The 24,359-nt window shown below is 49.1% G+C and carries 17 protein-coding genes; 7 read left to right on the top strand and 10 right to left on the bottom strand.

Annotation, left to right across the window (positions count from 1 at the left end):
- Positions 1 to 406: 406 nt before the first annotated feature.
- Positions 407 to 1,354 carry a tRNA (adenosine(37)-N6)-dimethylallyltransferase MiaA gene (miaA, locus tag B7982_RS14100; protein ID WP_233138585.1) on the bottom strand — a complete coding sequence of 316 codons (948 nt, stop codon included), beginning with the start codon at positions 1,352 to 1,354 and terminating at the stop codon, positions 407 to 409.
- 108 nt (positions 1,355 to 1,462) lie between these two features.
- Here miaA and B7982_RS14095 point away from each other — a divergent pair, with 108 nt between their 5' ends.
- Both B7982_RS14095 and B7982_RS14090 read left to right on the top strand, forming a co-directional pair.
- Positions 1,463 to 2,446, top strand: coding sequence for a divergent polysaccharide deacetylase family protein (locus B7982_RS14095; protein ID WP_233138583.1), 984 nt, complete (start codon positions 1,463 to 1,465; stop codon positions 2,444 to 2,446).
- An 8-nt stretch (positions 2,447 to 2,454) separates the two neighbouring features.
- Complete coding sequence (locus B7982_RS14090; RefSeq protein ID WP_088661301.1) at positions 2,455 to 3,183, top strand: pyridoxine 5'-phosphate synthase; 729 nt, start codon at positions 2,455 to 2,457, stop codon at positions 3,181 to 3,183.
- Between the two features lie 3 nt (positions 3,184 to 3,186).
- On the opposite strand, the gene truA is transcribed toward B7982_RS14090, so the two are convergent.
- Together truA and B7982_RS14080 are read right to left on the bottom strand one after the other, a co-directional pair.
- Complete coding sequence (gene truA, locus B7982_RS14085; RefSeq protein ID WP_088661300.1) at positions 3,187 to 3,939, bottom strand: tRNA pseudouridine(38-40) synthase TruA; 753 nt, start codon at positions 3,937 to 3,939, stop codon at positions 3,187 to 3,189.
- A complete protein-coding gene (locus B7982_RS14080; RefSeq protein ID WP_233138582.1) occupies positions 3,939 to 4,946 on the bottom strand; it encodes a hypothetical protein in 1,008 nt (335 codons plus the stop codon). The genes truA and B7982_RS14080 overlap by 1 nt, the downstream gene beginning before the upstream one ends.
- Before the next feature lie 675 nt (positions 4,947 to 5,621).
- Between B7982_RS14080 and B7982_RS14075 the strand changes: the two genes are divergently transcribed.
- A complete protein-coding gene (locus B7982_RS14075; protein ID WP_088661299.1) occupies positions 5,622 to 7,400 on the top strand; it encodes an ATP-dependent endonuclease in 1,779 nt (592 codons plus the stop codon).
- 111 nt (positions 7,401 to 7,511) lie between these two features.
- On the opposite strand, the gene B7982_RS14070 is transcribed toward B7982_RS14075, so the two are convergent.
- Genes B7982_RS14070 through B7982_RS14060 form a run of 3 tightly spaced genes read right to left on the bottom strand, consistent with a single transcriptional unit; the run spans position 7,512 to position 12,183 of the window.
- Complete coding sequence (locus B7982_RS14070; RefSeq protein ID WP_088661298.1) at positions 7,512 to 9,740, bottom strand: NADP-dependent isocitrate dehydrogenase; 2,229 nt, start codon at positions 9,738 to 9,740, stop codon at positions 7,512 to 7,514.
- A 57-nt stretch (positions 9,741 to 9,797) separates the two neighbouring features.
- Complete coding sequence (locus tag B7982_RS14065; protein ID WP_088661297.1) at positions 9,798 to 11,360, bottom strand: hypothetical protein; 1,563 nt, start codon at positions 11,358 to 11,360, stop codon at positions 9,798 to 9,800.
- Between the two features lies 1 nt (position 11,361).
- Entirely contained in the window at positions 11,362 to 12,183 is an 822-nt protein-coding gene (locus B7982_RS14060) for a TIGR02147 family protein (protein ID WP_088661296.1), read from the bottom strand.
- A gap of 304 nt (positions 12,184 to 12,487) precedes the next feature.
- On the opposite strand from B7982_RS14060, the gene pelA reads away from it, so the two are divergent.
- From pelA to B7982_RS14045, 3 genes are read left to right on the top strand one after another with little or no spacing between them, the layout of a single operon-like run.
- Positions 12,488 to 14,212, top strand: coding sequence for a pectate lyase (gene pelA, locus B7982_RS14055; protein WP_088661295.1), 1,725 nt, complete (start codon positions 12,488 to 12,490; stop codon positions 14,210 to 14,212).
- 1 nt (position 14,213) lies between these two features.
- Positions 14,214 to 16,313, top strand: coding sequence for a pectinesterase family protein (locus tag B7982_RS14050; protein ID WP_088661294.1), 2,100 nt, complete (start codon positions 14,214 to 14,216; stop codon positions 16,311 to 16,313).
- Positions 16,314 to 16,332: 19 nt separating this feature from the next.
- Positions 16,333 to 17,244 carry a hypothetical protein gene (locus B7982_RS14045; protein ID WP_088661293.1) on the top strand — a complete coding sequence of 304 codons (912 nt, stop codon included), beginning with the start codon at positions 16,333 to 16,335 and terminating at the stop codon, positions 17,242 to 17,244.
- A 77-nt stretch (positions 17,245 to 17,321) separates the two neighbouring features.
- Here B7982_RS14045 and B7982_RS14040 read toward each other — a convergent pair whose 3' ends face one another.
- From B7982_RS14040 to mnmE, 4 genes are all read right to left on the bottom strand, one after another.
- Complete coding sequence (locus tag B7982_RS14040) at positions 17,322 to 18,791, bottom strand: pitrilysin family protein (RefSeq protein ID WP_088661292.1); 1,470 nt, start codon at positions 18,789 to 18,791, stop codon at positions 17,322 to 17,324.
- Positions 18,792 to 18,826: 35 nt separating this feature from the next.
- On the bottom strand, positions 18,827 to 20,956 hold the full coding sequence (locus B7982_RS14035; protein WP_233138580.1) for a M6 family metalloprotease domain-containing protein: 2,130 nt from the start codon (positions 20,954 to 20,956) through the stop codon (positions 18,827 to 18,829).
- A gap of 137 nt (positions 20,957 to 21,093) precedes the next feature.
- On the bottom strand, positions 21,094 to 21,948 hold the full coding sequence (locus B7982_RS14030) for a GRP family sugar transporter (RefSeq protein WP_233138579.1): 855 nt from the start codon (positions 21,946 to 21,948) through the stop codon (positions 21,094 to 21,096).
- Complete coding sequence (gene mnmE / locus B7982_RS14025; RefSeq protein ID WP_088661290.1) at positions 21,938 to 23,293, bottom strand: tRNA uridine-5-carboxymethylaminomethyl(34) synthesis GTPase MnmE; 1,356 nt, start codon at positions 23,291 to 23,293, stop codon at positions 21,938 to 21,940. Before mnmE ends, B7982_RS14030 begins: the two co-directional genes overlap by 11 nt.
- 33 nt (positions 23,294 to 23,326) lie before the next feature.
- On the opposite strand from mnmE, the gene B7982_RS14020 reads away from it, so the two are divergent.
- Entirely contained in the window at positions 23,327 to 24,325 is a 999-nt protein-coding gene (locus B7982_RS14020) for an aldose 1-epimerase (RefSeq protein WP_088661289.1), read from the top strand.
- Positions 24,326 to 24,359 lie beyond the last annotated feature (34 nt).

The raw sequence follows: 24,359 nt of genomic DNA, 5'->3' as shown, positions 1-24,359 counted from the left end.
CCAGGATCAAACTCTTCATTGATTTTTAAAATAGTCTGTCCTGTTTTTCGTAAATTTGACTTCCAAGAAATTTTCTTGGGCCGTCACTAAGCACATCTCCGATTCCTTCAATCTTCCCGAAAGTCTCGCGGGCTTTCGTCTCTCGTTCAGGTCGTTTTGGGTGACCCGTTCGAGGGTGAGACCAATTATAGAATTTTCAGGAATAAAAACAAGGGGTCATTGGCAAAAAAAATCACTTTTTTTCACTTTTTTCGATAAAAACGGGTTGTCTTCCGGTTCTACATCATGATATTCACATTCTATTCACCACTTTTTTAAGGGCACCCCAAAAGAAAAAGGGCAATTTGCCCTTTTCAAGTCCAATTTTTGGAGAAAAATTTTTCAGAGAGTCCTAAAAATGCCCCTTTTAAGGAGCAACTATCCTATTATGGATATATTCCAAAGGGTTCGTACAAGTATCCAAGTCCACTTCAGTCGATTTCACCTGCCAACGGAACCACGTCAACTGTCGTTTTGCGTAATTTCGCGTTTTTCGCTTAACTTCTTCGAGGACCGATTGCACTTGATTGCCGTCTTTTGCACACAAAAGTTCTTTATAGCCGAGGCTCTGCCATGCAGGGGCTTCTAACGGCACTGTTTTAGCAAGTTTATGAATTTCATCAAGCCAACCGTCAGCCATCATCTGGTCCACGCGTGCATCGATCCTCGCATAAAGATTTTCGCGACTACGGTTCAGCCAGAACACAGGCAATTCACCAATACCGCCTTCACGTTCCTTTTGCCATTCCGAAAGCTTACGACCAGTCAGCTGAAAAACTTCTAAAATCCGGATAATGCGCTGGACATTGTTCGGTTCAACCTTTTCCATCGCTTCGGGGTCCGCAAGCTTCGCTTTTTCGTATAAAGTTTTACTTCCAAACTTAGCGACATCATCTTCAAAAGACTTGCGCACAGATTCATCAATTTTAGGAATCTGAGGGAGTCCAAGCATCAAGGATTGAAGATAAAGTCCTGTGCCCCCCACCAAGATATAATTTCGACCAGGGTTATCGGCTAAAAGCTTTTTCACATTCGCACAAAAGTCACCCGCAGAAAACACCAGCCGGGGATCAAGAAAATCAACCAGATGATGATGGACCCGAGCCATATCCTCTAAAGAGGGCTGAGCAGTCCCGATAGCAAAGCCCTTGTAGATTTGACGAGAATCTACACCGATAATTTCGGCATTAAAGCGTTCCGCCAGTTCCAGTGAAAGGCGAGACTTGCCAACACCAGTAGCTCCAACAAGTGCAAATAGAATAGGCATGCGCCCAATGTAGTTATATTTACAGGTGAAATGATAAAGCTTAAACACATTGTCGCTCTTTTTTTAGCACTGGGGATTTTCGCTGGTTTGTCCGTCTTTTTGAACAACCAGGAGAAAGCGCAGCAAATTCTCGAAAAAATCGAGGAGACCACGGGTATGCGGGAACCTGAAACCGCCCCCGTTGTAAACGATACCATTCCATTTGAAAAAAGATTGCAGGACGAGATGAAGATAATCTCGTCTAGTTACTCCAAACGTTCCAAGCGCACCATCTGGACGCTAGCCCGCGGAAAGACAATTGTAGTCTATCTTTTGCAAGCTCAGAAATTCATCCAGAGCCACGGCGGCACCGTTCTTTTGATGGAAGAGCTCAACGAAAACCCGAACGCCTACCAGTCTGCAATGGTCGATATATTGACCCCCAAGGGCGATTCACTCAAGCTGACATTTCAGATTTCAGACAACATTTTCATGAACAATGCATCGCTCATGTCGATTGCATTCCAAACAACCAACCTCTCTCCGGAAATCATTGCAAAACTAAACAGCTTTGATTTTCCGTTCAATCTGTTAATCCCGCCATTTGGTCTAAATGAAGATTTCTACAAAAGCCTCGACAAAATCCGCAACAAGGAAATTGTCCTTTGGCTTACCATGGAATCGACTAAGCTAAACAAGGTTCACAACAAATTGCGTCCGCTCCGCATCCACCACACGGCCGAACAAATCGAAGAGACTATCAATGCGGCAAAAGAAGTTCTCCCAAGCGCAGCGGGCATTGCGACACGCTATGGAGAACAGGCTGTAAAGCACAAACAACTTTTGCAGGCCATTCTTAAGCCGACAGAAAAAAGGAACATGTGGTTTTTGGACTTGTCCATGGAAGACAGAACCGTCGTTCCGCAAACATGCAAGGACCTTGAAATCACATGTAAAATTGCGTTCCCGTACAATCCGGACAATAGCTCAATCGAAGACTATGTCCACCAAAAACTCAGGGAAGCACCCAAAAGCGGAACATCTGTAATGATCATCCCGCTAACAGAACAAAATTTGTCTAAAATTGAGGATATTTCCAAGAAAGCCGCCAAGCAAGGAACAACCCTCGTAGACCTTTCAACTTTATTCAATTCTAAATAGGAGATCCTATGTCTATCAAACTCGGTGTAAACGTGGACCATATTGCAACAATCCGTGAAGCCCGTAAAGGCAAGGAACCCGATCCGGTCGCAGCGGCCATGATTGCCGAACTCGCCGGTTGCAATGGAATTACCGCCCACCTCCGTGAAGACAAGCGCCACATTCAGGACCGCGACATCAGGCTCCTCCGCGGAACGGTCACCACAAAGTTGAATTTGGAAATGGCACCGACGCAGGCCATGGTGCAGTTCGCCATCAACCGCCAGCCGGACATGGTGACGCTCGTGCCGGAAGTCCACACCGAGCTTTCGACAGAAGACGGCTTGAACGTTTCTGCTAAGATCGATGAACTTGCAAAATACATCATGACGCTTAGGAACAACGACATCCAGGTGAGCGTGTTCATCGACGCCGAAACAGAACAGGTCAAGGCAGCCAAGAAGGTCGGCGCAAACTATGTGGAATTCAACACTGGCAAATACGCAACCGCATTTGAACTCGGCAGCCGCGAAGAAGTCGATCGTGAAATTTCTGCTTTACAGGATATGACGGTTCTTGCCCACAAGTATGGCTTGAACGTACTCGCTGGTCGTGGACTCAACTACAGAAACGTAGAGGCAGTCGCTCAAATTGACGGCATTGATGAAATCATCATCGGTCACAGCATCGTGAGCCGTGCCGCACTCGTTGGCATGGAACGCGCTGTAAAAGAAATGATCGAAGCCATTCGCGGATAAGGATTAATAATCCTTATATTCCACGTTTTCGAGCACGAGCCCCTGCGGGGGCGCCCACGTGCGTTCGCCTTTGAAATTTTTCTCAAAAATCTGGTTGACCGTCCCCTCGGGATAGCGGCCTCGACCAACATCAAAAAGCGTCCCGACCATCGCACGCACCTGACGGTGCAAGAAGCGGTTCCCTTTAATGTGGAACATGCAGCTCCAGTCGTTCAAGCGTTCCAAGCGGAACTCGCTCAACGTGCAAAGCGTCGATTTTCCATCGTTACGCGGGATGCAAAAATCAATAAAATCGTGTTCGCCAAGGAAAGACTGGGCCTCACGGCCCATCGCCTCGATATCCAAATTCAGCGAGCCGCACTCCCAGCCAAAGTCACGCATCAGCGCCACCGGGCGCGTAAAAATCGTGTACTGGTAATAACGTAAAACGGCATCGTAACGGGCATTGAAATCTGGAGCACAAGGCTGTAAATCGCGGATTCGAATCAAGCGCTTAGTAAGCCCGTTCACAGAACGCACGACTTTTACTGGGTCAAGTTCGCCATCAAAATCAAAGTGGACACACTGGCCTCGGGCATGAACGCCCGTATCGGTTCGGCCCGACCCCACCACGCGGATGGGCGCACGTAACGCCGTAGACAACGCCTCTTCGAGCGTTGACTGCACGGTTACAAAGCGGAGCTTGCCGCCACAATTTTGTTCTTGCCAACCGTAAAAGGCGCTGCCTAGATATTCGCAACGAAAGCGGTAACGCATTAGTTACCTGCTTCTACAGCTTCCTTGATAACAGCCTCGACCTTAGCCTGAGGAATCTTAAGCTTCGAAGCGATTGCCGAAGCTGGGAAGCCTCTGCGAGACATCTGCAAAATCTTGCTGTTCACCGAAGATTCACGGTCAAAGCGGTTCATTTCAAGCGGATGAGCAACAGCCGTTGCAACGACATCAGGCTTTGGTGCTGCCGCCGGAGCAGCAGGTTTCACCTTGGTGCGGTCATGATGCAACACATCGGAAAGAGACTGCATAGCAGACGTAATGCGTTCTCTCGCCGTCGGGCGGAGAACGGTTCTACCGTTGAACGGAGATGTCAAAATGCGATTTTCAGGAACGCCATGTTCATCTTCAAAAGCGGCCTTCGTAGCATTCACGCCGGATGCGTTCACATCAGTTGCAGTCTGGTCGACAGGATTTGCACTTGCGGCAGCCTTCGTCTGGAGTTCCATCGTCTCACGACGCTTGGCAGCAAATTCTTCGGCTTCATCGATAATAGACTTCTTAGGAGCATGGACACGCGGCGTAAGGACCGTTTCCGTATCATCCACAGAAGGCATTTCCCCAGTTTCTCTCGATTTTGCAAGAGCTTCCATCATGCGAGTTTCAACAACTTTTCTGCGATGGATGAGCACAAGAACAAGAACTACGGAGCAAAGGAGCACGGCAAGCGTACCACCGATAATCCAGAGCCATACGCCACCAGAGAACCCGCCCACATTTTCTTCAGGAGATTCGGCTTCATCAGCGGTATTCGTACGCATCGTCGAAAGATCTTCCCAGGCATTGGCAAGCTCATCGCGAATTTTCACCTGAGCATTGACATCGCCCTGGGCATTCCAAAGCGCCACTTCCAAGGAATCAATCTTCCCTCGCGTCTGCATGTATCGGCTAACGTCAAACGAAGAGGACGATCCAGAAAAATCAACCTTGAGGTAAACTATTAAGGCGCAAGCCAAGACAAAAAGAACAACTGGAGCAGCGTATTTCTTCATGCCCGAAAATTTAGCAATAAAACCCTTTTCGTTATCAAAGTTTGACACTGAACAAAACCTCTTTTTTACATACCTAATATTAATTGTAGCAAATTTACAACAGCCCATTGAGAAGTTCACAACACTTTTCAACGCGAATATGACGAAAAACACATTATGGAGCCAAACTTTAAATACCTTTATGTTCAAGAACTCTTTGTTCTCCTCCTAACCCCAAAAAGAAACACTTTAGCCCCAACAGCTAAAGTGTTTTTTCGTTTTTTAAGACATTCAGCCACATTCACGGCACACTAGCAATTGTCCATAGCTCCAAAAAGGTTTCATTGGCATATTATGCATAACAATAAGCGAGATAAGAGGTTACATAATTTAAGGATAACGATAAATCGTCAATAAAATGGAGGCGTCGGCCAAGGTATTGTCTTCGCAGTAGCGTGCAAAACGAGAGTCGCGGGCGACTGCTTGCAGGCGCACATGACCGAGTGAAGCCGCTGACGCCGTAGGCGTCAACTCTGAGCTGGGGCCCCGCCCGCATGAAGTACTTTTAGCATCAAAAAAGACTTTTGGAGGTCATTCCCGTACAATCATTCCAATTTATACGGTCTTATTTGCACTTTTTCGCTTGCAATTGCGCCAAATGCGACTTTTTTCGAAAAGTTTTTATAGTTTCAAGCTATGCAGCCGCAAGCACTTAGATTGTCCCGCATTACGATTTCGAATCTCCGCTCTATCCAGCGCGAGACTTTTCCGCTTAGTGATTTTACCGCCCTTATCGGCTACAACAACGCCGGAAAAACGAACATTTTGATGGGAATCCGCTGGTTGCTTGCCAATTTTTCGCTGGACATCTCGTATTTTGATGACCCGAACCACCCCGTAGAAGCGGAGGGGCTTTTTGAAGGCATCACCGAGCAGGTTTTGAACCGCCTTGGAGAAGAAAAAGCGGCCGAAGTAGAGCCGTTCCTCTCGGGGACAACGCTCCGCGTCAAGAAAGTGCAGCGAATCCCAGGTGAACTCCCCGGCAATATTGAATTTTGGGCATTCTGCCCGCCAAACGGCAAGCGCAAAGGCAAAGACTGGGTACGCGTCAATGACAAGTTTACCGCAGCCTTTAATCGCATGTTCCCGGAATCCATCGCTATTTGGGATTTTGAGGGGAACCAAGCCTACACCAAGCTCATGCACGAGATTTTCAAGCCACTGGAACGCAGGTTTGGTGGCGAATTGAGCCAGGTCATCGAGCAGTTTACGGAACTGCTCTCCCCCGGAAGCGACAGCCAGGCCGAAGAAATCAAGGCTTTCGATAAAGAAGTCAACTCGGCACTACGTCCGCTATTCCCGAGCGTTCGCGTGGAGCTCGACATTCCCGTGCCGACTCTCGAGACATTCCTCAAGAGCGCAACGATTAAAGTTGTTGATGAAGATGACGGTTTTGAACGCGATATTTCGCGCATGGGTGCAGGTTCGCAACGCGCCATCCAGATGGCACTTATCCGCTATCTCGCGGAAATCAAGAAGCACCACAACAATCATTACCTGAGCCGCAAGCTTTTATTGATTGATTCGCCGGAACTCTTTTTGCACCCGCAAGCAGTGGAACTCGTGCGCGTGGCGCTGAAGAACCTTTCGAACGAAGGCTATCAAGTCGTTTTTGCAACGCATTCCGCACAGATGGTCACGAGCGAAGACGTGAGCACGTCTCTCTTGATTCGCAAGAACAGGGAACGTGGCACGTTCATGCGCAAGCGAATGGAAGATGCAGTTCGCCAAGTCGTGAAAGATGCACCGAGCCAGTTGCAAATGCTGTTTAGTTTGTCTAACAGCAATGAACTTTTGTTTGCCGACTACGTGCTACTCACCGAAGGTAAAACGGAATGGCGAGTGCTGCCCGCCCTTTTCGAGCGCATTACCGGGCAATCTTTTGCGCTCATCAAGTGTGCGCTCGTGCGTCAAGGCGGCGTCAGCAACACCCGCAAGAGTATGCAGGTTTTGAGCGCGATGGACATTCCCGTGCGTGCGATTGTCGATTTGGACTACGCATTTACCACGGCAACCCGCGACGGATTTTTGAGCGCCAATGACCCAGACATTACGGAATGCCGCAACTTGTTCCGCGAGCTCGCTTGCCACAACCATTTGCGATTGGTAAACGGCCTCCCCGTCAACAAGCACAGCAATATCAGCGCATCCACGGCATACGCAATGATGGCATCTATGCCAGAAGCAGAGCGCCCCATCCGCAATATCCACAATAAACTTTGCGAGCAAGGCATTTGGGTCTGGACACGTGGCGCGATTGAAGAGCACCTCGGGCTAAACGGCAAAAACGAGATGGTGTGGCGCAATTTTATTGAACGCAGCAAGTCCAAGAACTTTATCCAGACGCTCCCCGACTACGATGGCATTGAAGCATTGTGTCAATGGATTATCAACGGGAGCCGCGGGCAATTCTAAGAATTCACAGCGAAGCAAAAAAAAAAGGAGTGCGCATTTCTGCGACACTCCTTTTTTAATGCCTTGGATCCTATCGCTACGCTCCAGGATGACAAAGTCCGAGGTGACATTCTAGATGTTGTCGATAATCGCGTTGAACGCTTCGACGGGGCGCATCCACTTCTTGAGAAGTTCTGCCTTCGGGATGTAGTAACCACCAATATCGGCAGGCTTACCCTGTTCGGCAGCGAGAGCGGCGACAATCTCGGATTCCTTTGCGGAGAGAGCAGCAGCGATCGGAGCGAACTTGCCGGCGAGTTCTGCATCGTCCTTCTGGGCGGCGAGAGCCTGAGCCCAGTAGAGAGCGAGGTAGAAGTGGGAACCACGGTTGTCGAGTTCACCGATCTTACGAGCCGGCGTGCGGTTGAATTCGAGAATCTTGCCGTTGGCAGCATCGAGCGTATCGGCCAAAACCTTAGCCTTCTTGTTGCCGTCCTTCAGCGCGACCTGTTCAAATGCAGGCACGAGTGCGAAGTATTCACCGAGAGAATCCCAGCGGAGGTAGTTTTCGGCGAGGAACTGTTGCACCTGTTTCGGAGCAGATCCACCTGCACCCGTTTCATAAAGGCCACCACCAGCCATAAGCGGCACGATGGAGAGCATCTTTGCAGAAGTTCCGACTTCGAGAATCGGGAAAAGGTCCGTGAGGTAGTCACGCATCACGTTACCCGTCACGCCGATGGTGTCGAGGCCAGCCTTGGCACGCTTCATTGTTTCGACGATAGCCTTGCGCGGGCTCATAATCTTGATGTCGAGACCCTTGAGGTCATGTTCCGGCAAGTAGGCTTCGACCTTCTTTTGGATTTCGCGGTCGTGAGCGCGTTCCGGATCGAGCCAGAAGATAGCCGGAGTGTTGGAGAGGCGGGCTCGCGTGACAGCAAGCTTCACCCAGTCACGTACTGGAGCATCCTTGGCCTGGCACATACGGAAGATATCGCCAGCAGCGACTTCCTGCTGCAAGAGGACTTCGCCCTTGCTGTTCACAGCGCGGATAACGCCCTTTCCCTTGGCGACAAACGTCTTGTCGTGGCTGCCGTATTCTTCGGCACCCTGAGCCATAAGGCCCACGTTCGGCACAGTACCCATCGTCTTCGGGTCGAAAGCGCCGTTCTGCTTGCAGAATTCAATCGTTTCGTCGTAGATACCAGCGTAGCAGCGGTCCGGAATGCAGGCGACAACTTCTTGAAGCTTGCCTTCCTTGTTCCACATGCAGCCAGAATTGCGGATCATTGCCGGCATCGAAGCGTCGATAATCACGTCGCTCGGCACATGCAAATTCGTAACGCCCTTGGCAGAATCGACCATGGCGAGATCCGGGCCTGCGGCGAGTGCGGCGTCGATAGCAGCCTTGACTTCGGCTTCCTTGGCGTTGCCTTCGAGGCGCTTAAACAAGTCACCGAGACCGTTGTTGGCATCGATTCCGAGTTCCTTGAAGAGGTCAGCGTACTTCGTGAACACATCCTTGAAGAACACGCGGACAAATGCACCAAACAGCACCGGGTCAGAGACCTTCATCATCGTGGCCTTGAGGTGCACGGAGAAGAGAAGGCCCTTGGCCTTGGCTTCAGCCATCGCATTGGCGATGAACTTTTCGAGAGAAGCCATGCGCATGACGGTCGCATCGATGATTTCGCCCTTGAGGAGCGGCTTTGCGGCACGGAGTTCCGTCACAGCACCAGCTTCATCGACAAATTCAATTTTGAAGGAGTCGGCTTCGGCCATCGTGATGGACTTTTCGTTACCGTAGAAGTCATCGGCTTGCATGCTCGCGACATAAGTCTTCACGGATTCGTTCCACACACCGTTGCTATGCGGATTGTTGCGGGCATAATTCTTGACAGCGTTAGGAGCGCGACGGTCAGAATTGCCCTGGCGAAGCACCGGGTTCACGGCGGAGCCCTTCACCTTGTCGTAGCGGGCGCGGATAGCCTTTTCTTCGTCGTTGAGAGGAGCATCCGGATAGTCCGGGAGGGCGTAGCCGTTCTTCTGGAGTTCGGCGATAGCGGCCTTGAGCTGCGGCACCGAGGCAGAAATGTTCGGGAGCTTGATGATGTTTGCATCCGGTTCAAGCGTGAGCTTGCCGAGGAATGCGAGGTCATCCGTCACCGGCTTACCAGCAAACGTCGTACCTGCCGGGAGCGTGTCCGCGAAAGCGGCAAGAATGCGGCCCGGCAAGGAGATGTTCTTAGTTTCGACATCGATATCTGCAGTCTTTGCGAAAGCAGATACGATAGGAAGCAAAGACTGAGTCGCCAAGAACGGCGACTCGTCCGTAAGGGTGTAATAGATTTTAGTATTCATACGCCCCTAAGATAGAAAATAGCTCATGAAAGTTAAGTTCTATATCTTGGAAATGGGCTAGTCTTTGCCAAAAAGTTCTATATATCTATCAGGTTCAAACAACTCAAGCCAATCGATATAATAGTACGGCTCATTCGAAAAAGTCCATTCTCCATACGGTTCTATTTTCTCAAGAGTTTCCGGCTTGTCACAATTCCAGTTGTCGCTCACATAAGTCGTTTTAACAATGGAGCGATCTAAGACATTCCAGTCGGGAGAATCCGCCAACAATATCATCGAATAGTGGACCGTTGTATCTTCAGGGCAATTTCCACTTTTCACGATATCCGTCACATAGATTCCATCTGCATCATAATTTGTCACCAAGTGTCCCTTTGCCCCAACATCTTTCAAGACGATGATGTAGAAAACCTCCGGAGGATACCACTTCAAACTCTCTATTCCAGCCGGATAAGTCGCCAAAGTCGGGAAGAATTCAGCCACTAAAGAATCCGGCAACACATAAACACCTTCTTTGCGGTAAGCATCTGCAATTTTAGTATCTGGCAAGGTGTTATAAGCGAAGCCTAGGCTATTCGCATGCTTGAGTTCAAGTTCGTCATCTTCACTTTCTTGATAATAATATTGATTCCACTCACCTTCTACCCCTACTGTACTATCGACTATAGAAAATTGCCATCTATAAGCATACATGGAGTGTTTTTGAGCCTTTTTCCATTCATAAACCAATTCGCTAATCCTACTCACACTATCTTTATACAAGCTATCAGAAAAAGGGTCATGGTAGACATAATTTTCATCATCGTATGGAGCGTACTTTATAGAATCCTCAAGGCACTGAATTTTATACCCTTCGGTATAAGAATTCAATACTTCATCAGGAGTTTTACCTTCAGGAATAAAAGATGCACAAGCTAAACTCAAATCATTCATATTACAAGCATCTCCTAAATCCAAAAAAAGACCGTTCGATGCGCTGCAAGACTGCTTGAATTCTTTTAAGTATTCGCCACAAGAGACGCCATACCCAAAAAACGATTTGAAATCACCTGTCCCAATGGTATTCATAATAACGGGCACACCATCAACATCAATAATTTTTGTCATACGGTAAGTTTCGTGAGAGTGAGCAAACGCATAATCTTCTTCTCCAGAGCATACTTCAGCCCAATAATCTTCATTGCCTTTCATCTTTTTCAAATAACAATAGCTTCCATGAACATCATAAGACATCGCACGAAACACACCTTTTCGATCAACCCTTGGTTTTGATTCTTGTGAAAAGGTCACGACATCACAAACTTTACGTCCGTCCTTACTCGGATAACTAAAAAATTGATCATTCTTTACGCTTATTGGAATTATATTAAAATAACGATAGTTATCCTCGGTAATTTCAGTACCCAAAATGGCCTTTAACGAATCAAGTTTCGTCGAATCTATCAAAGTGTAGAACGACTTTGCCAAGATACTTTTCTGTTCTTCGGTCAGCTCCGCCTTTGGCGAGGTGCTTGGCTCTGTCGTTGCTCCGGAAATACCCGAATCAACGCTAGCATCATTGGAACATGCAGCCAAAAAAGCAGCCACTCCAGCCAGAATTACTTTATACATTTTTCTCATCTCATTCCTCCTTCCCTTTTGTAAGCGGGAATAGTTGTAAATTCAATCGATAGACTTTATCGTATTCTTTTTCTTTAGCCGCCATGGCAACCACCTGCTGCCTGAGCGTTTCAAGTTTTTGCACCAGCCATTGGTAAGTCTCTTCGGAGATACCAAGCGTCACGCCTGCGATGTGACGTTTTTCGGGCGGAATTTCGTCAATGGCTTCGGCTGCAAGCTTTGACATTTGACGGTTCATGGAACGCAGCGCCAACGGAATCGCCTCGGATGACCCGGTCACGACCTTTTCTGTCTGCTCATAGGTATCTTCGCCGACCTTCTTTAGAAATTCCGCATGGCACATAAAGTCAAGCGAATGGCGAACTTCGGTGGCACTCACAACCGGGTAGCAGTTACGCGCCAGTTCCAGCGGTTTTGCGCCCGGCATAATCGGGGCAAGTTCACGCAGCACCGGGTTTACCCACGATTCGAAATACTTAAACGCCTCGGCATCAACGACTCGTAAGCGGTTTTCTTTTGCAATTTTCTGCATTTCATTAAACGCCTGGATTTTCGTCGCATCGTTCTTGGCATCGCCAAAACGTTCCATCGCAAAGAAATAGTCGCGGTCAGCGCCAGCAAGCTCCATAGCATCGGCCACTTTTCCGACGCCCGTTTTGCTCAAGCGGCTTTTGCCTTCGCACACGAGCTGTATAAAGTTTGGCGAAGTGAACCCCGCCAATTTGGAGAATTCACGCCACGAGAACAAAGAACTGCGTTTGCGTTCTTCGTAGAAGTCGCGCATGTATTCTCGGTAGTCTTGATATTCAGTGATTGGTTTCATACCTATAAATTAGTTTTTGCGGCATAACTCTGCAATAGATTTTATTATACAAAATCAAGATTTTTAAAGAAATTTCAGCAATTTTTAGATTTTATAAAAATTTTTATAAAAATATTATACAGAACGTATTATAAAACGAAAAGGAGATTCCCGCTCGGAGGCGGGAATGACATGCAAGGGTGACAATGCGACAAGTTCCATTGTCCAAAGACAACACTTAAAAGAAATTCATAACAAAAATCGGCCTATTATAATGTAGATTATAGAGGTGGTGTGGGTTTAAAAACTCTTCTATAGGTCTTTTATGAAGAATTTTGGGTTTGGTAACTACAAGTTTTTTGTAGCGGCAATGTCTGTCGCGTCTTTTTCGTTTGCGGCAAGCTATACACCCCCGTCAACAGCAGTTTCGAAAATCAACAGCTATCGAGGCTATTCGGAGCTGACTTCAGCTGCATCAGGCATGGACATTGACCAGTACACCTACAACATGACCACATGGCAAATCGCAAACGGCGGTTTTTACAAAGCCATGGCCGACAAGTATAAAAGCGCGTATGGCGGCGGTCAAAAATCCGAATGGCGTGCACAGGGCGGGGCCGACCTCGGCACTATCGACAACAACGCCACCGTTCAAGAAATGCGTTTGCTCGCCGTGCGTTACAAAGAAACGACGAACAACAATTACAAATCCGCATTTAAGACAAGTTTCAATAAAGCCGTCAATTTTCTTTTGACCATGCAGCGCTCCAAAGGCGGGCTTCCGCAAGTTTGGCCCAAGCGCGGCAACTATTCCGACCAAATCACGCTAAATGACAACGCCATGATCCGCGCCATGGTCACGATGATGGATATCGCCAACAAGACAAGTCCATTTGATTCGGACATTATCGACGACGCCACACGAAGCAAGATGAAGTCCGCACTGAACAAAGCCATTGATTATTTGCTCAAAGCACAAATCAAAAATGGAAACTCGCTTACCGTTTGGTGCGCCCAACACGACACCAACAGCCTCGCCCCCGTAGGCGCACGAGCCTACGAACTCCCGAGCAAATCCGGCAACGAATCCATGGGCGTTGTGTGGTTTTTGATGAACTGGCCAGACCAAACCGAAGCAATCCAGAAGGCGGTCAAAGGCGCAATCGCTTGGTACAAAAAGAATAAACTAAAAGACAAGGCGTTTAGCAAGACCGCAGGCGTTGTGGACAAGGCGGGTTCATCGCTGTGGTTCCGCTTTTACGAAGTCAACAACGACAACTACTTCTTTTGCGACCGCGAAGGGGCTAGCACCAAGACGCAGGACTTCATGAAAATCAGCGAAGAACGTCGCAAGGGCTACCAGTGGGCAGGCGATTACGGCTCTGCAATTTTAAGCGCCGAAAACGCATACCTTGAAGCACTAGCCAAGATGGACGACAACTATGTTCCACCTCCGCCAGCACCAGCTATGTGCGGAAACGACACATGCAAAACGTACATTGACGGTGTAGACTTTATCGACATTCAAGGCGTCAAGGAAACAACCAACACGGGATTCGTTGGCGAAGGTTACGCAAACGTTGACAACTCCACAGGAAGCTATGTGACCTACGGCGTCACCGCATTCAAGGAAGGCAAATACACTTTGTTCATCAACTTTGCAAACGGTGGCGGTTCTGCACGTGGATTCAGCGTTTCCGCAGGTGATAAAACATTACTTGCAGACGGCAGCATGGAATCTACAGCCGCATGGACCACTTGGAAAATGCAATCCATCGAAATCGAATTGCCAATGGGCTATAGCGAACTCAAGTTCACAAGTCTTTCGAAAGACGGTATGGCGAACATCGATTACATCGGCTGGATGAACGATGATTTGAAAGTTGGCGAAGTTGAAGTACCACGCTCATCCATTGAAGCAATACGCGCCATCCGCAAAGCCCAGCAGGACAACCGCTACTTTGTGGACTTTGGCGGCAACAATAATAGCGCAGGGGCTTACTTTAAGCGTGGCATCAACACGTTCCGCGTGAATGGGAAGATGAGGTAATATGTTAAATAGTTGGGTTTACAGGTTTGCAATTTGTATGCCGCTTGCAATGGCGGTGAGCGCTTCCGCAATTACGAAGCACGGGTTCGACTTTGTCTTGGGCGTCGATGGCGACTTCAAGGCGGCTATCGCCAAAGCATCTTCTTCAGGCGCAACCGAATCCAAGCGGTTCATACTCTTTGTGCCGAATGGTGAATACAACATCACCAAGGTTACCGGTGACGAACACGGCAAATCGACGTTCAGCGGCTCGAACATTTCCATTATCGGCGAGTCCGTTGACAAAACGATTATTTGGAACACAACAGATACCGAAGGCATCAGCACAACGGCAACGCTGTACTTCCCTAGCAACAAAAACATGTACATGCAGGACATCACCCTGCAAAACAGAGGCACCTATAACTCTGGCAGCGCTGCACGCCAAGTTGCACTGCAGCAAAACGCAGGTGACAAGTTCATCTATAAAAACGTACGCCTCTTGAGCGGTCAAGATACGTACTACACCAAGAAAGGGCGCACCTATTGGGAAGGTGGCGAAATTGACGGCACTGTAGACTTTATCTGCGGTGGCGGCGACGTATTCTTTGAAGGCACCAAACTCGTGATGACGCGTAACGGGGGCTACATTACGGCATCGCAAAACCCAGACACCTGGGGTTACGTCTTTAACAACGCCATTATCGAAGTCAGCAATTCCAGTTTCAACAAGACATTCTACCTCGGACGTTCCTGGGGTCGCGCAAAAGTAGTCTGGTTGAACACCATCATGCGCGCAGAACCCAAAGCCGAAGGCTGGGGTCCCGACATGAATTCTGCCCCCGTAATTTTCGGCGAATACAACAGCAAGAACGGGAGCGGCGGTGCAATCAACACAAGTCAACGTAAAACGTATTTTAACGGAGGCAAAGACGCATCGACAGCAACAACACTCAAGACCGTGTGGAATGCAAACGATGCCGCGAAATATACATTGAAAAACGTCTTGGGCGGTAGCGATAACTGGGAACCGAACAAACTCACAGTACAAGTTTCCGCCCCGAAGATTTCGCAGGAAGGCGCCAACCTCATCTGGAACGATGACGACAACGCCATTTGTTGGGCCATCTTTGTAAACGGCAAATACCACAGCAACACCACGACAAATTCCATTGATGTTGGAGGCATTGCCGCAGGCTCCAAAGTTACGGTCCGTGCAGCAAATTCCATGGGCGGTCTCGGCGCAAGCTCCAACGAAATTACCGTCCTCGAAGCAAATGTCACTTACTACAACTTAACAATCAATTCTTCTATTGGCGGCTCCGTTATCGCCTCCCCGAATCGTGAAAAAATCGCCGAAGGCACCGCAGTCACATTCACCGCAGAACCCGCAAGCGGTTGGAAATTCGCAGGCTGGACAGGCAAAAGCGCAAGCGATGCCGGCAGCGAAAGCACTTGGAAAACAACAACGACCAAGGACATCGAACTCGGCGCCATCTTTGAAGCCAAGGGCACAGACACCTTCCAGGCCGAAGACGGCATCATCGATAACGCCATCAACGAAAGTACAAACGCAGGTTTTGCAGGCACCGGCTACATTAACTTCGGCACCGGGAAATCAACCGTCCAAATTCCGGTCTATGTAGAATACCCCGGCGAATACACGATGGAAATGACATACGCAAATGGCAGCGGCAAAACACGCAACCTCGCCTTCGCTGCCCCCGGCACATGCACCGCAGGCGTTGACGGATGCAAAGGCGCCGATGTCATTTCGTTCGAAGCCACCGACAAATGGACCACATACCAGACAAAAGAAGCGACCATTACACTCCCCAAAGGCGCAAGCTACATCACGTTCTCCATCGTTGACGGCAATGACGGTCCGAACCTCGACCAAATCAAGCTTACCGAAAAAGACGTGGACAAAGGAAGCGTCGCTATCGCAAAAATCACCCGCGTAAACGCAACAGTAACCGAATCACGTATCTACGATACGAACGGAAAGCTCGTGCGCTACACAAAAGGAAACGCTGATTTGACAGGCCTTTCCCCCGGAATCTATGTCGTAAAGACCTCTGCGCAAGGTTACAGCAAACAAAAAATGGTCCAAGTCCGTTAGATTTTGTTAATTTTAGGGCATGCTTGGAATCGAACAGAAAAAAGGAAATGACGAACAACTGTGCGGCAGAATGATTGCCTATGCGCGCATTTTGCCCTCCCCCGACGCCGAACCCAACGAAACGCCGTTTGACGACATGATCAAAAACGGGCTTTTAACGTTAGAAGGCGATTTTCGTCAGTTCGAACACAAGCCAAGCAGAAGAGAAGTCAACCGCGCTGTCGATGCAAAGTTCAACAACTTTCTCAAGACGATGGAAGAAAACGGTGTGGAACTCCCCGAGAATTTGGACGTTGACGCCATGCGCGAACGCCTCCATGAGCTTTCGAACATGGAAGTGATCCCCATACCCGCCCGCATCGGAAACTTCAACAACGAAGAAGACATTCTCAAGGAAGACGCCGACATCTACTACATCGGTGAATTTATCGGTGCAAACCAGGCGCATTACTGCCTCACGACGCTCCCGATTTATTACCAGGCAAAGTATCGCGAACAAGCTAAGCGCAACGAAATGGATATGCTCAACGAAATGCTCTTGCAGTTCGAAGAGGGCGATTTCGTGAACACCGAAGATATCCAGAAAGACACAGAAGAGCTCTTCCCGAAGGGTCTCACGCTCAACACATTCATGGGCGACCTCTCGAAGCTCCTCAACGTGCGCGTCATCCCGTTCTTGCTCGCCTGCGAATCCGACAGCGAATACGACACGCAAATCCAGCTTTTCTACGCCTTTATGAAGGGTTACCCCGACCAGAAGGACGTCAAGAGAATCGACAAGGCTCTGCGCGAACTCCGCAAGCAAAGCGATTCCATCGAGGCCCGCAATCTGCTCGAACTCAGCTGCAAGCGAATCAACGCCATCTACAACGAAGATTCTCTGCAAGCAAGCGAACTCAGCAAGCAGATTGAAGCCATCGAAGGGGTGTAAGGGTTCAACCGCAATTCAAAAACAGAGCGGCGCGTCAGCGTCGCTCGTTTTGCAAAGGGATTCCTTCGCTTCTCGTTTTATTCTTTCACGAGGAAGCCGGCGGTGGACTTTTCACGGACAAATGTTTTCTTTGCAACGTTCTGCACGTCGGAAACATTTACCTTGTCCAAATTATCAGCCCAATTGATGAAGATGCGGTAGTCGCCATAGACTTCGTACCAGCCAAGCATGGTCGCCACATTTTCCATATCGGTCAAGCTACGGACGAGTCCTGCATAGGCGCGATTCTTGACCTTCTGGAATTCACGTTCGCTGACCTGTTCAGACTTCAGCTTTTCAAGTTCTTCCCAGACGATTTTCTCGACCTTTTCGCGGTTGGCGTTGGGGCGGAGATTCACACGGACGGAGAATTCAGAGATGTACTTGTTCGGGCTGTTGCTTGCGCTCACGCCAACGGCAAGTTTTTCTTCTTCAACGAGGCGCTTGTAAAGGCGGCCAGAACGTCCGTTCAAAACGCCTTCGGCAATGTCGAGCGCATAGAGCGTGCTATCGCCCACAGCGGGAGTCTTGAAGACGAGCGTGTAAAGGTTCGGAGCATCCTTACGCTTGACGGTCAAACGCTTTTCGCCAGCCTGTTCCGGATCACGCACAGTAAGCGGAGGGAAAGCCTCGCCAGCCGGAATCGGGGCAAAATACTTCTTGACAGCCTTCATCGTTTCAAGCGTGTCCAAATCACCAGCCATCACAAGAATTGCGTTGCGCGGCTTGTAATACTTGCGGTAATGTTCTTCGGCCTGTTCACGAGTCAAGTTTTCGATATCGCTTGGCCAGCCGATAGTCGGCACGCGGTACGGGAAAGCCTCGTAAATCATAGAATTGAGCGTTTCATAGAAACGGCCTGTCGGGCGATCATCATAACGCATGCGGCGTTCTTCACGCACCACAGAGCGTTCAGAATAGAACTCGCGGAGCACTGCATTTTGCATACGGTCAGATTCGAGCCACAGGAACAATTCAATCTTGTTCTTGGGGAGTGTCACCGTATATGCGGTCAGCAAGTCGCTTGTAAAGGCATTGAGGCCAGTGCCACCGGCAGCCTGGTAGGCGCCCCACAGTTCATCCTTGACAAAGATTTTGCGGTGTTCGTTCAGCACGGAATCGTGTTCCGCAGAAAGCTTTTTCACGAGGGCGGTATCATCAGCAATTCTTGCCGAACGGATTAAAGCCTGCAAAGAATCTTGCGTTGCCATGAACCTAGCATCGGCAATGCTATCGGAAATGCCGACCTTCTTTGTGCCCTTGAAGAGTTCGTGTTCCAGAATGTGAGCGAGACCCGACTTGCCGGGGACTTCATGGACAGAACCAGTCACGTAAAACAAGCGGAAGCTCACCGTCGGGGCTTGCTTGTTGGGGTACAAAAGCACCGTGAGTCCATTGTCAAGGACTTCCTTATGCACGGGCAAATTTACCGCGGCCTTAGATGTCCCCGCCAACAGTGCCGGGACAAGCGCGCAGCTCATAGCAATTCTAGCAAAAAGTTTTCTCATGCTAGACAATTTAGATATTTTCTATAAAAAGGAAATCAGTTCATTCGAACTTTGTATGACTTTATCACGCGCCCGTCGTGTTCAAGTGTCACAATCGCAACCGCTTTACCACGCGTTGAACCCATACGAATTTCACAGGATTCTTCGCTAAACGATTTTGTCATAAGGAGCGTTCCGTTCATATCAAAGAGATTGACCGTCTTACGCCCGGCAATTTTTGTATTGACCATCAAGGAGCCATTCACCACAGACAAGTGAGCCGCTGCGGATACAGGCTGTTTTGACAGAATCATAGGTTCTTCCGAAGACGAGCTTTCGGCGGAATTCTTTGAATGATATGCAGAACTGCTCGAGCCCAACACAGAGGAAACCTGGCTCGAAGACGAAACATTCTGCACAGACAAAGTATCCTTCACGCTCGAAGAGGATTCCGCCTTGCTTGACGACGAGACTTTAGCGGAGCTAGACGAACTTTCTGGCACTGGAGAAACACGCTTTCCACGAGTCTTGAATTCCACATGGTCATCCACAATCTGGATATCGTAAATTTCAAGGCCCAGGCTATCGCCATTCGATTTCACAAAGCCGTTAAAGCTATTGACTCGGTTTGTCGGGAATGCATCCGACGACACCGTATAAGAGTCAGCCCTACCATCAGCCTCGACCAAATCAACACCCATTGGATCATGCGAATTCACCTCATTCGCCATCCAGTTATACCGATTATAGTTTATATGCCAAATAAGCAAGCCTTGATTCGGGAGACCCTTATCAAAATTCTCTTGCAAACGGAAATCGACAAAATAATATTCATTATCGTTATCGGATGTCAGAACAAGACCATCATTTTCCAAAATGGACTTTAATACAAATGTCGTATCCGAAATTTCCAAGCGACGCGGTTCTAGCCAACCAAGGCTATACCTTTCAAACGCCGACATATTCGCAGGAGAGCAAGAGGTTGTATTGTATTTATTTGTCGGACAGTCATAAGACCCTGCATCCATCAAGTCCCATCGTCCCGGCGTATAGAAAGGCTTTGTTCCCGTACCACTATAGGTAACATCGTAATGGTCCATAAGCCCAAGCACATGGCTGAATTCATGGCAGAACGTACCAATACCACTCAGGGCATCCGTGGATTTACGACGCATATACGCCTGACCGTCAATTTCTGAAGAACAGGCATAGCGGTCCATGGAATAGTTACGGGTAAGGCGCTTGGGCGCATTATAGGAATGCGGCCAAATAGCGGACTGAACATCCGTATCGGCAGAGCCGACTCCGGCATAAATCATGTAGACAAAATCGACAACATGGTCCCCATCGCTATCGTACGGCGAAAAATCTACGTTTTGGGCGACGAGAGAATCCATGGCCTCTTTAACAGCCTTGACCGCACCTGCGGCTATATTTCTCGAATCAACTAGAGAACCGTACGAATCACGAGTCCCCTTAAGCGTAATCGGGCCTGCGACATCAAAAGTCGGACGATACTTGCCACTCGAGTTCTTTATAAAAAAGTCTCGAGCGCTACCGACCATGCCGTAATTTGAATACCCTTCCTGATTGAGGTAATTCAAATACTCTTCCTGGGCGTTATCGCGTTTGAACTTAATATCGCTAAACTGGACAAGTACAACGAGCCCGCGAACATCACCTTCCTTTTGAACGGTATTCAAAGTAGGCTGCTTTGGCCAGTTGGTATTTTGCACAGGGTCTTCGGGCTGAGTCCAACCACCCCAACCCCAGCCGCCCCATTCATTAGCCATTTGGGGTGACGTACTAGAAGACTGGAGCATCATTGGCGATAAAGAAGTATCAGCCTGCTGTTCACGGAGCTGTTTCAAGCGCTTTTCGCGGAATTTTTCAAGAATTTGGCGGGAATTGCGTTTTTTGAGGAAGTTTTTCTCTTTCGTGCCGCGCTTAGACTTGGCATGGACCCTCATTCCCGTCTTTTTTCCGTGTTCATCGGCATAGTTCCAATAACCGAGAGAATCGCGAACAACGAGCACGCTATCTTCGCCTGTAAGCGTATAGTTAAAATGTTCGTTTCCGACTTTCCGGATTTGCACCACGGAACCATCTGGTTGTGTAGAATTGATTAAAAAGGGTGCAGCATTAATGGCCCACGCAGACGCGGAACCCATTAAAGACCCAATCAATATACACTTCCACCAACTCATACTATAAACATATATTCTGAATCGGGGATGTGCAAAAAAGCAATGTGTTTTTTACATGTTTTCCGTTGACAGAACGCCAACAACAGCCAAAAACCGCTACAAAAAGTTACAGTCTCTTACATTTTTGACAATGCAAGCAAGGCGCCACCGCAAATAATGACAGAAACCGCAATGGCAAGCTTAATTCGCTCCGGTTTTGTCGGGTACTCGTGGAAAACAACCACCCCCCAAAGCAAGTTCACCAAAAGGTTTAACTGCGTAAGCGGATAGCCAACGGCATAGCCCAAAGCACCCTTGGAATCGATGGCCCAGAAACAGCCATGTTGCCCAATGACCCAGAGGACACCCATAAACATGGATGCCACAGACGGGGCAAGTCCGTATTCAAAAAGCGCACGGCGCTTTATACTCAAAATTGCGACTAAAAGTTCTGCGGATACAAAAATTCCCAGGGCGAACGAGCCCATAAATTCGAGTATGGGAACATTAGCAAGCTTGTACGGAATGAGGAAAAGTCCAAAAATGAGACCGCCCAAAAGCGAGCGCCAATTTCTAAAGACGTTGCCCTGAGGAGGAGCAAGCTTACTTAAACCAAAAAGCAAAAGAAGGATTGCCGGGATCGAGAAATAAAGCAAGGTCGATTCCGAGAAAATGAGCACGCCCGTCACAAACGAGGCAAGGATGCTCACGCCCATCGAGCGGACACCCGCACCCGTCAAGTCCTGTTCGGCCTTGACCGCCCAAAAGCAGAACGCGCCTGCGCAAACCCAAAGGAACCCGCAAAGGAGACCCACCGGCAAAAGGCGGAACGAGTCCGTCGCAAACGAAATGCAAAGCTGACCAACGAACATGCCCAAGGCCATGCAAGAGAGGTATGCCCATGACGAGAACTTGGACCAAGCCTTGAGAGGGACCATGTAAGTGCCGAACGCAAAGACGGCAAGGACAAGACCAACGTAACTATTTCCCAATGCAGAACCCCGCAAATATTTGTTGTAAAACGTCTTCGGACGAGATTTCGCCCGTTATGCTCTGAAGCGAACGGCGCACCAGTTGCATTTCGAAAGCCAAAAGTTCCACCGCCGGATTGGTACGGATAAGGTTCAGCGCACGGTCGATGCCAGCAAGAGCTTCTTCGAGGCAGGTCTTTTCACGCTCGCTCGTAATCCAGAGGTCTTCGGAATTTTCAGTTTTCTTAAAAAGGACAGCGTTCATCGCGCGTTTGAGTTCCGCGAGTCCCTCACCTGTTTTGGAGGAGATACAGAGATTTCCGCCCTGACGAGACGCGCCCAAGTCCGACTTTGAAACGACGACAAAATCCGGTTTTATATTCTCTGAATAACAAGATGCGCCGCACATGTCCGATCCGTCGAGGACCAGAATCTTCATGTCCGCTTCGGCGAGGATTTCCTTGCTCTTTTCCATGCTAAGCGCATCGAGAGCATCGGTCGCCTTGTCCGCGATACCAGCGGTATCGACCAAACGGATTTCACCCCCATCCAAGAACAAGCGGACTTCGACAAAGTCACGGGTCGTGCCAGGGATGTTACTCACGAGGATTCGGTCTTCGCCGAGGAGCGCATTCACGAGGCTCGACTTGCCCGCATTTGGAGCGCCGTACAAAACAGCAAGCGGCAAACGGCTGACCGCCGCCTTGCCCTTAAAACTTTTCAAAATGGATTCTACGCTTTCGCGAATCGCAGAGATTTTCACGCCCCAGGTCGCATAATCCGGGTCGGCTTCTTCTTCGGAGAAATCGACATCCAATTCGAGGCGAGCCGAGATATCCATGACCTGTTCCGTGAGCGTCTTGACTTTTTTCGAGAGCGCACCGCCGAGCAAGCGATGGGCGTTCTTGAGTTCATCACGGTTAGCGCTGTGGATCACATCGGCGACAGATTCTGCCTGCACTAAGTCCATACGACCGTTCAAGAAAGCACGGCGCGTGTATTCGCCCGGCTCTGCCAAGCGCACGCCATCGACACTTTTGATGACCTGAATCAGTTCACGAACGATAATCGGGTTTCCGTGCGGGTAAAGTTCCAGCACATCTTCGCCGGTATAGGAATTCGGACCTTCAAAAAAGATGTAGAGGAGGCTATCGATGACCAATGCTGTTGCGCGGTCTTCGCCGACCATCGTACGGTAATCCCTAGCGGTCGCAAGTTTAGCTTCGCGAGGCTTCAAATTCTTGATTGCCGATTCACCGAACAGAAGGCGCACCACTTCGCGCACCTTCGAGCCGCTCACGCGGATAGCGGCAACGGCACTCACGCCCGCAGGCGTCATCGGAGCAACAATCGTCTGAGAATCCATAATAGCAAAGATAGTAATTGCTAAATTAAAAACATGAGCAACTTCAAACTTATTTCCCGTCCTTTGGGCACTGTGCAGTGCTTCGTTTTGCAGCGTGACGACGGCGCTGAATTTGAAATTTTGAGCGGATACGGCGCTGGACTCAACGCTTGGCGCATCCCCGACAATAACGGCAAGCTCCAAGACCTCCTTTTTGGCTACCGCGAAGGCGATGACATTTTCAAGATGGGCCCCGACACAAACGCGGGTTGCAGACTTACCCCGTTCCCGGGACGCGTGGCATACGCCAAATTCAACTGGAACGGCAACGATTACCAGCTCGTCAACAATGTGAGCTGGGCACCGCACGCCCTCCACGGCTTTTTGCAGAACAAGGAATGGAACCTCCTGAGCTTCGAAAGCGATAGCGAAAAATGCGTCGCAACATTCGGTATCGACTGGCCAGGTGCATTTACCGGGTTCCCGTTCCCCTTCCGCGCGGTCAACAAGGTTACGTTCACAGGCGAAAGCTACACCGTCGAATCGACCGTCACGAACATCGGCAAGGGAGACCTTCCCTATTCCGAAGGCTGGCACCCCTATTACTCGCTCGGTGAAAAAATCAACGGACTCCAGATGACCCTCCCGGAATCAAACCTCGCGATTCTCGACAAGGCTGACATTCCGACGGGCGAATTCAAGCCGGACACCCGTTTCGTGGGCGGTAGGCTCATCAATGACGAGTTCATCAACGACTGTTTCTGCTTAAACCAGGGCGAAGGCCCCTACGTTCTCAAAAACAAGAAAAATTTTGAGAACATTCTAGTCACCGTAGAACTCAAAAGCGACACAAAATCCCTCCAGATTTGGCAAAAGGCCGGCAAAGAACAATATAACGCCATTCAAATTTACACACCGCCTGACCGCACGAGCATCGCTATCGAGCCGATGACCGCGGAGCCCGATACTTTAAACCATCACCGCGATTTAATCGTCATCAAGCCAAGCGAAAGCCGCACGTTCGTTTTCGGAGCAAAGTTCCAAAAACGCTAAAAACGGGCTAAAAAGGCACCTAAAAATGCCCGTA

It is taken from the genome of Fibrobacter sp. UWB2 (assembly GCF_002210425.1).
In the GTDB taxonomy this organism is placed as follows: Bacteria; Fibrobacterota; Fibrobacteria; order Fibrobacterales; family Fibrobacteraceae; genus Fibrobacter; species Fibrobacter elongatus.
This window is presented reverse-complemented; position numbering and strand designations above follow the sequence as displayed.

Coding starts and splice junctions, on each gene's coding strand:
- B7982_RS14095 (WP_233138583.1), top strand. CDS start 1,463: ATGCGGGAACCTGAAACCGCCCCCGTTGTAAACGATACCATTCCATTT.
- B7982_RS14090 (WP_088661301.1), top strand. CDS start 2,455: ATGTCTATCAAACTCGGTGTAAACGTGGACCATATTGCAACAATCCGT.
- truA (WP_088661300.1), bottom strand. CDS start 3,939: ATGCGTTACCGCTTTCGTTGCGAATATCTAGGCAGCGCCTTTTACGGT.
- B7982_RS14080 (WP_233138582.1), bottom strand. CDS start 4,946: ATGAAGAAATACGCTGCTCCAGTTGTTCTTTTTGTCTTGGCTTGCGCC.
- B7982_RS14075 (WP_088661299.1), top strand. CDS start 5,622: ATGCAGCCGCAAGCACTTAGATTGTCCCGCATTACGATTTCGAATCTC.
- B7982_RS14070 (WP_088661298.1), bottom strand. CDS start 9,740: ATGAATACTAAAATCTATTACACCCTTACGGACGAGTCGCCGTTCTTG.
- B7982_RS14065 (WP_088661297.1), bottom strand. CDS start 11,360: ATGAGAAAAATGTATAAAGTAATTCTGGCTGGAGTGGCTGCTTTTTTG.
- B7982_RS14060 (WP_088661296.1), bottom strand. CDS start 12,183: ATGAAACCAATCACTGAATATCAAGACTACCGAGAATACATGCGCGAC.
- pelA (WP_088661295.1), top strand. CDS start 12,488: ATGAAGAATTTTGGGTTTGGTAACTACAAGTTTTTTGTAGCGGCAATG.
- B7982_RS14050 (WP_088661294.1), top strand. CDS start 14,214: ATGTTAAATAGTTGGGTTTACAGGTTTGCAATTTGTATGCCGCTTGCA.
- B7982_RS14045 (WP_088661293.1), top strand. CDS start 16,333: ATGCTTGGAATCGAACAGAAAAAAGGAAATGACGAACAACTGTGCGGC.
- B7982_RS14040 (WP_088661292.1), bottom strand. CDS start 18,791: ATGAGAAAACTTTTTGCTAGAATTGCTATGAGCTGCGCGCTTGTCCCG.
- mnmE (WP_088661290.1), bottom strand. CDS start 23,293: ATGGATTCTCAGACGATTGTTGCTCCGATGACGCCTGCGGGCGTGAGT.
- B7982_RS14020 (WP_088661289.1), top strand. CDS start 23,327: ATGAGCAACTTCAAACTTATTTCCCGTCCTTTGGGCACTGTGCAGTGC.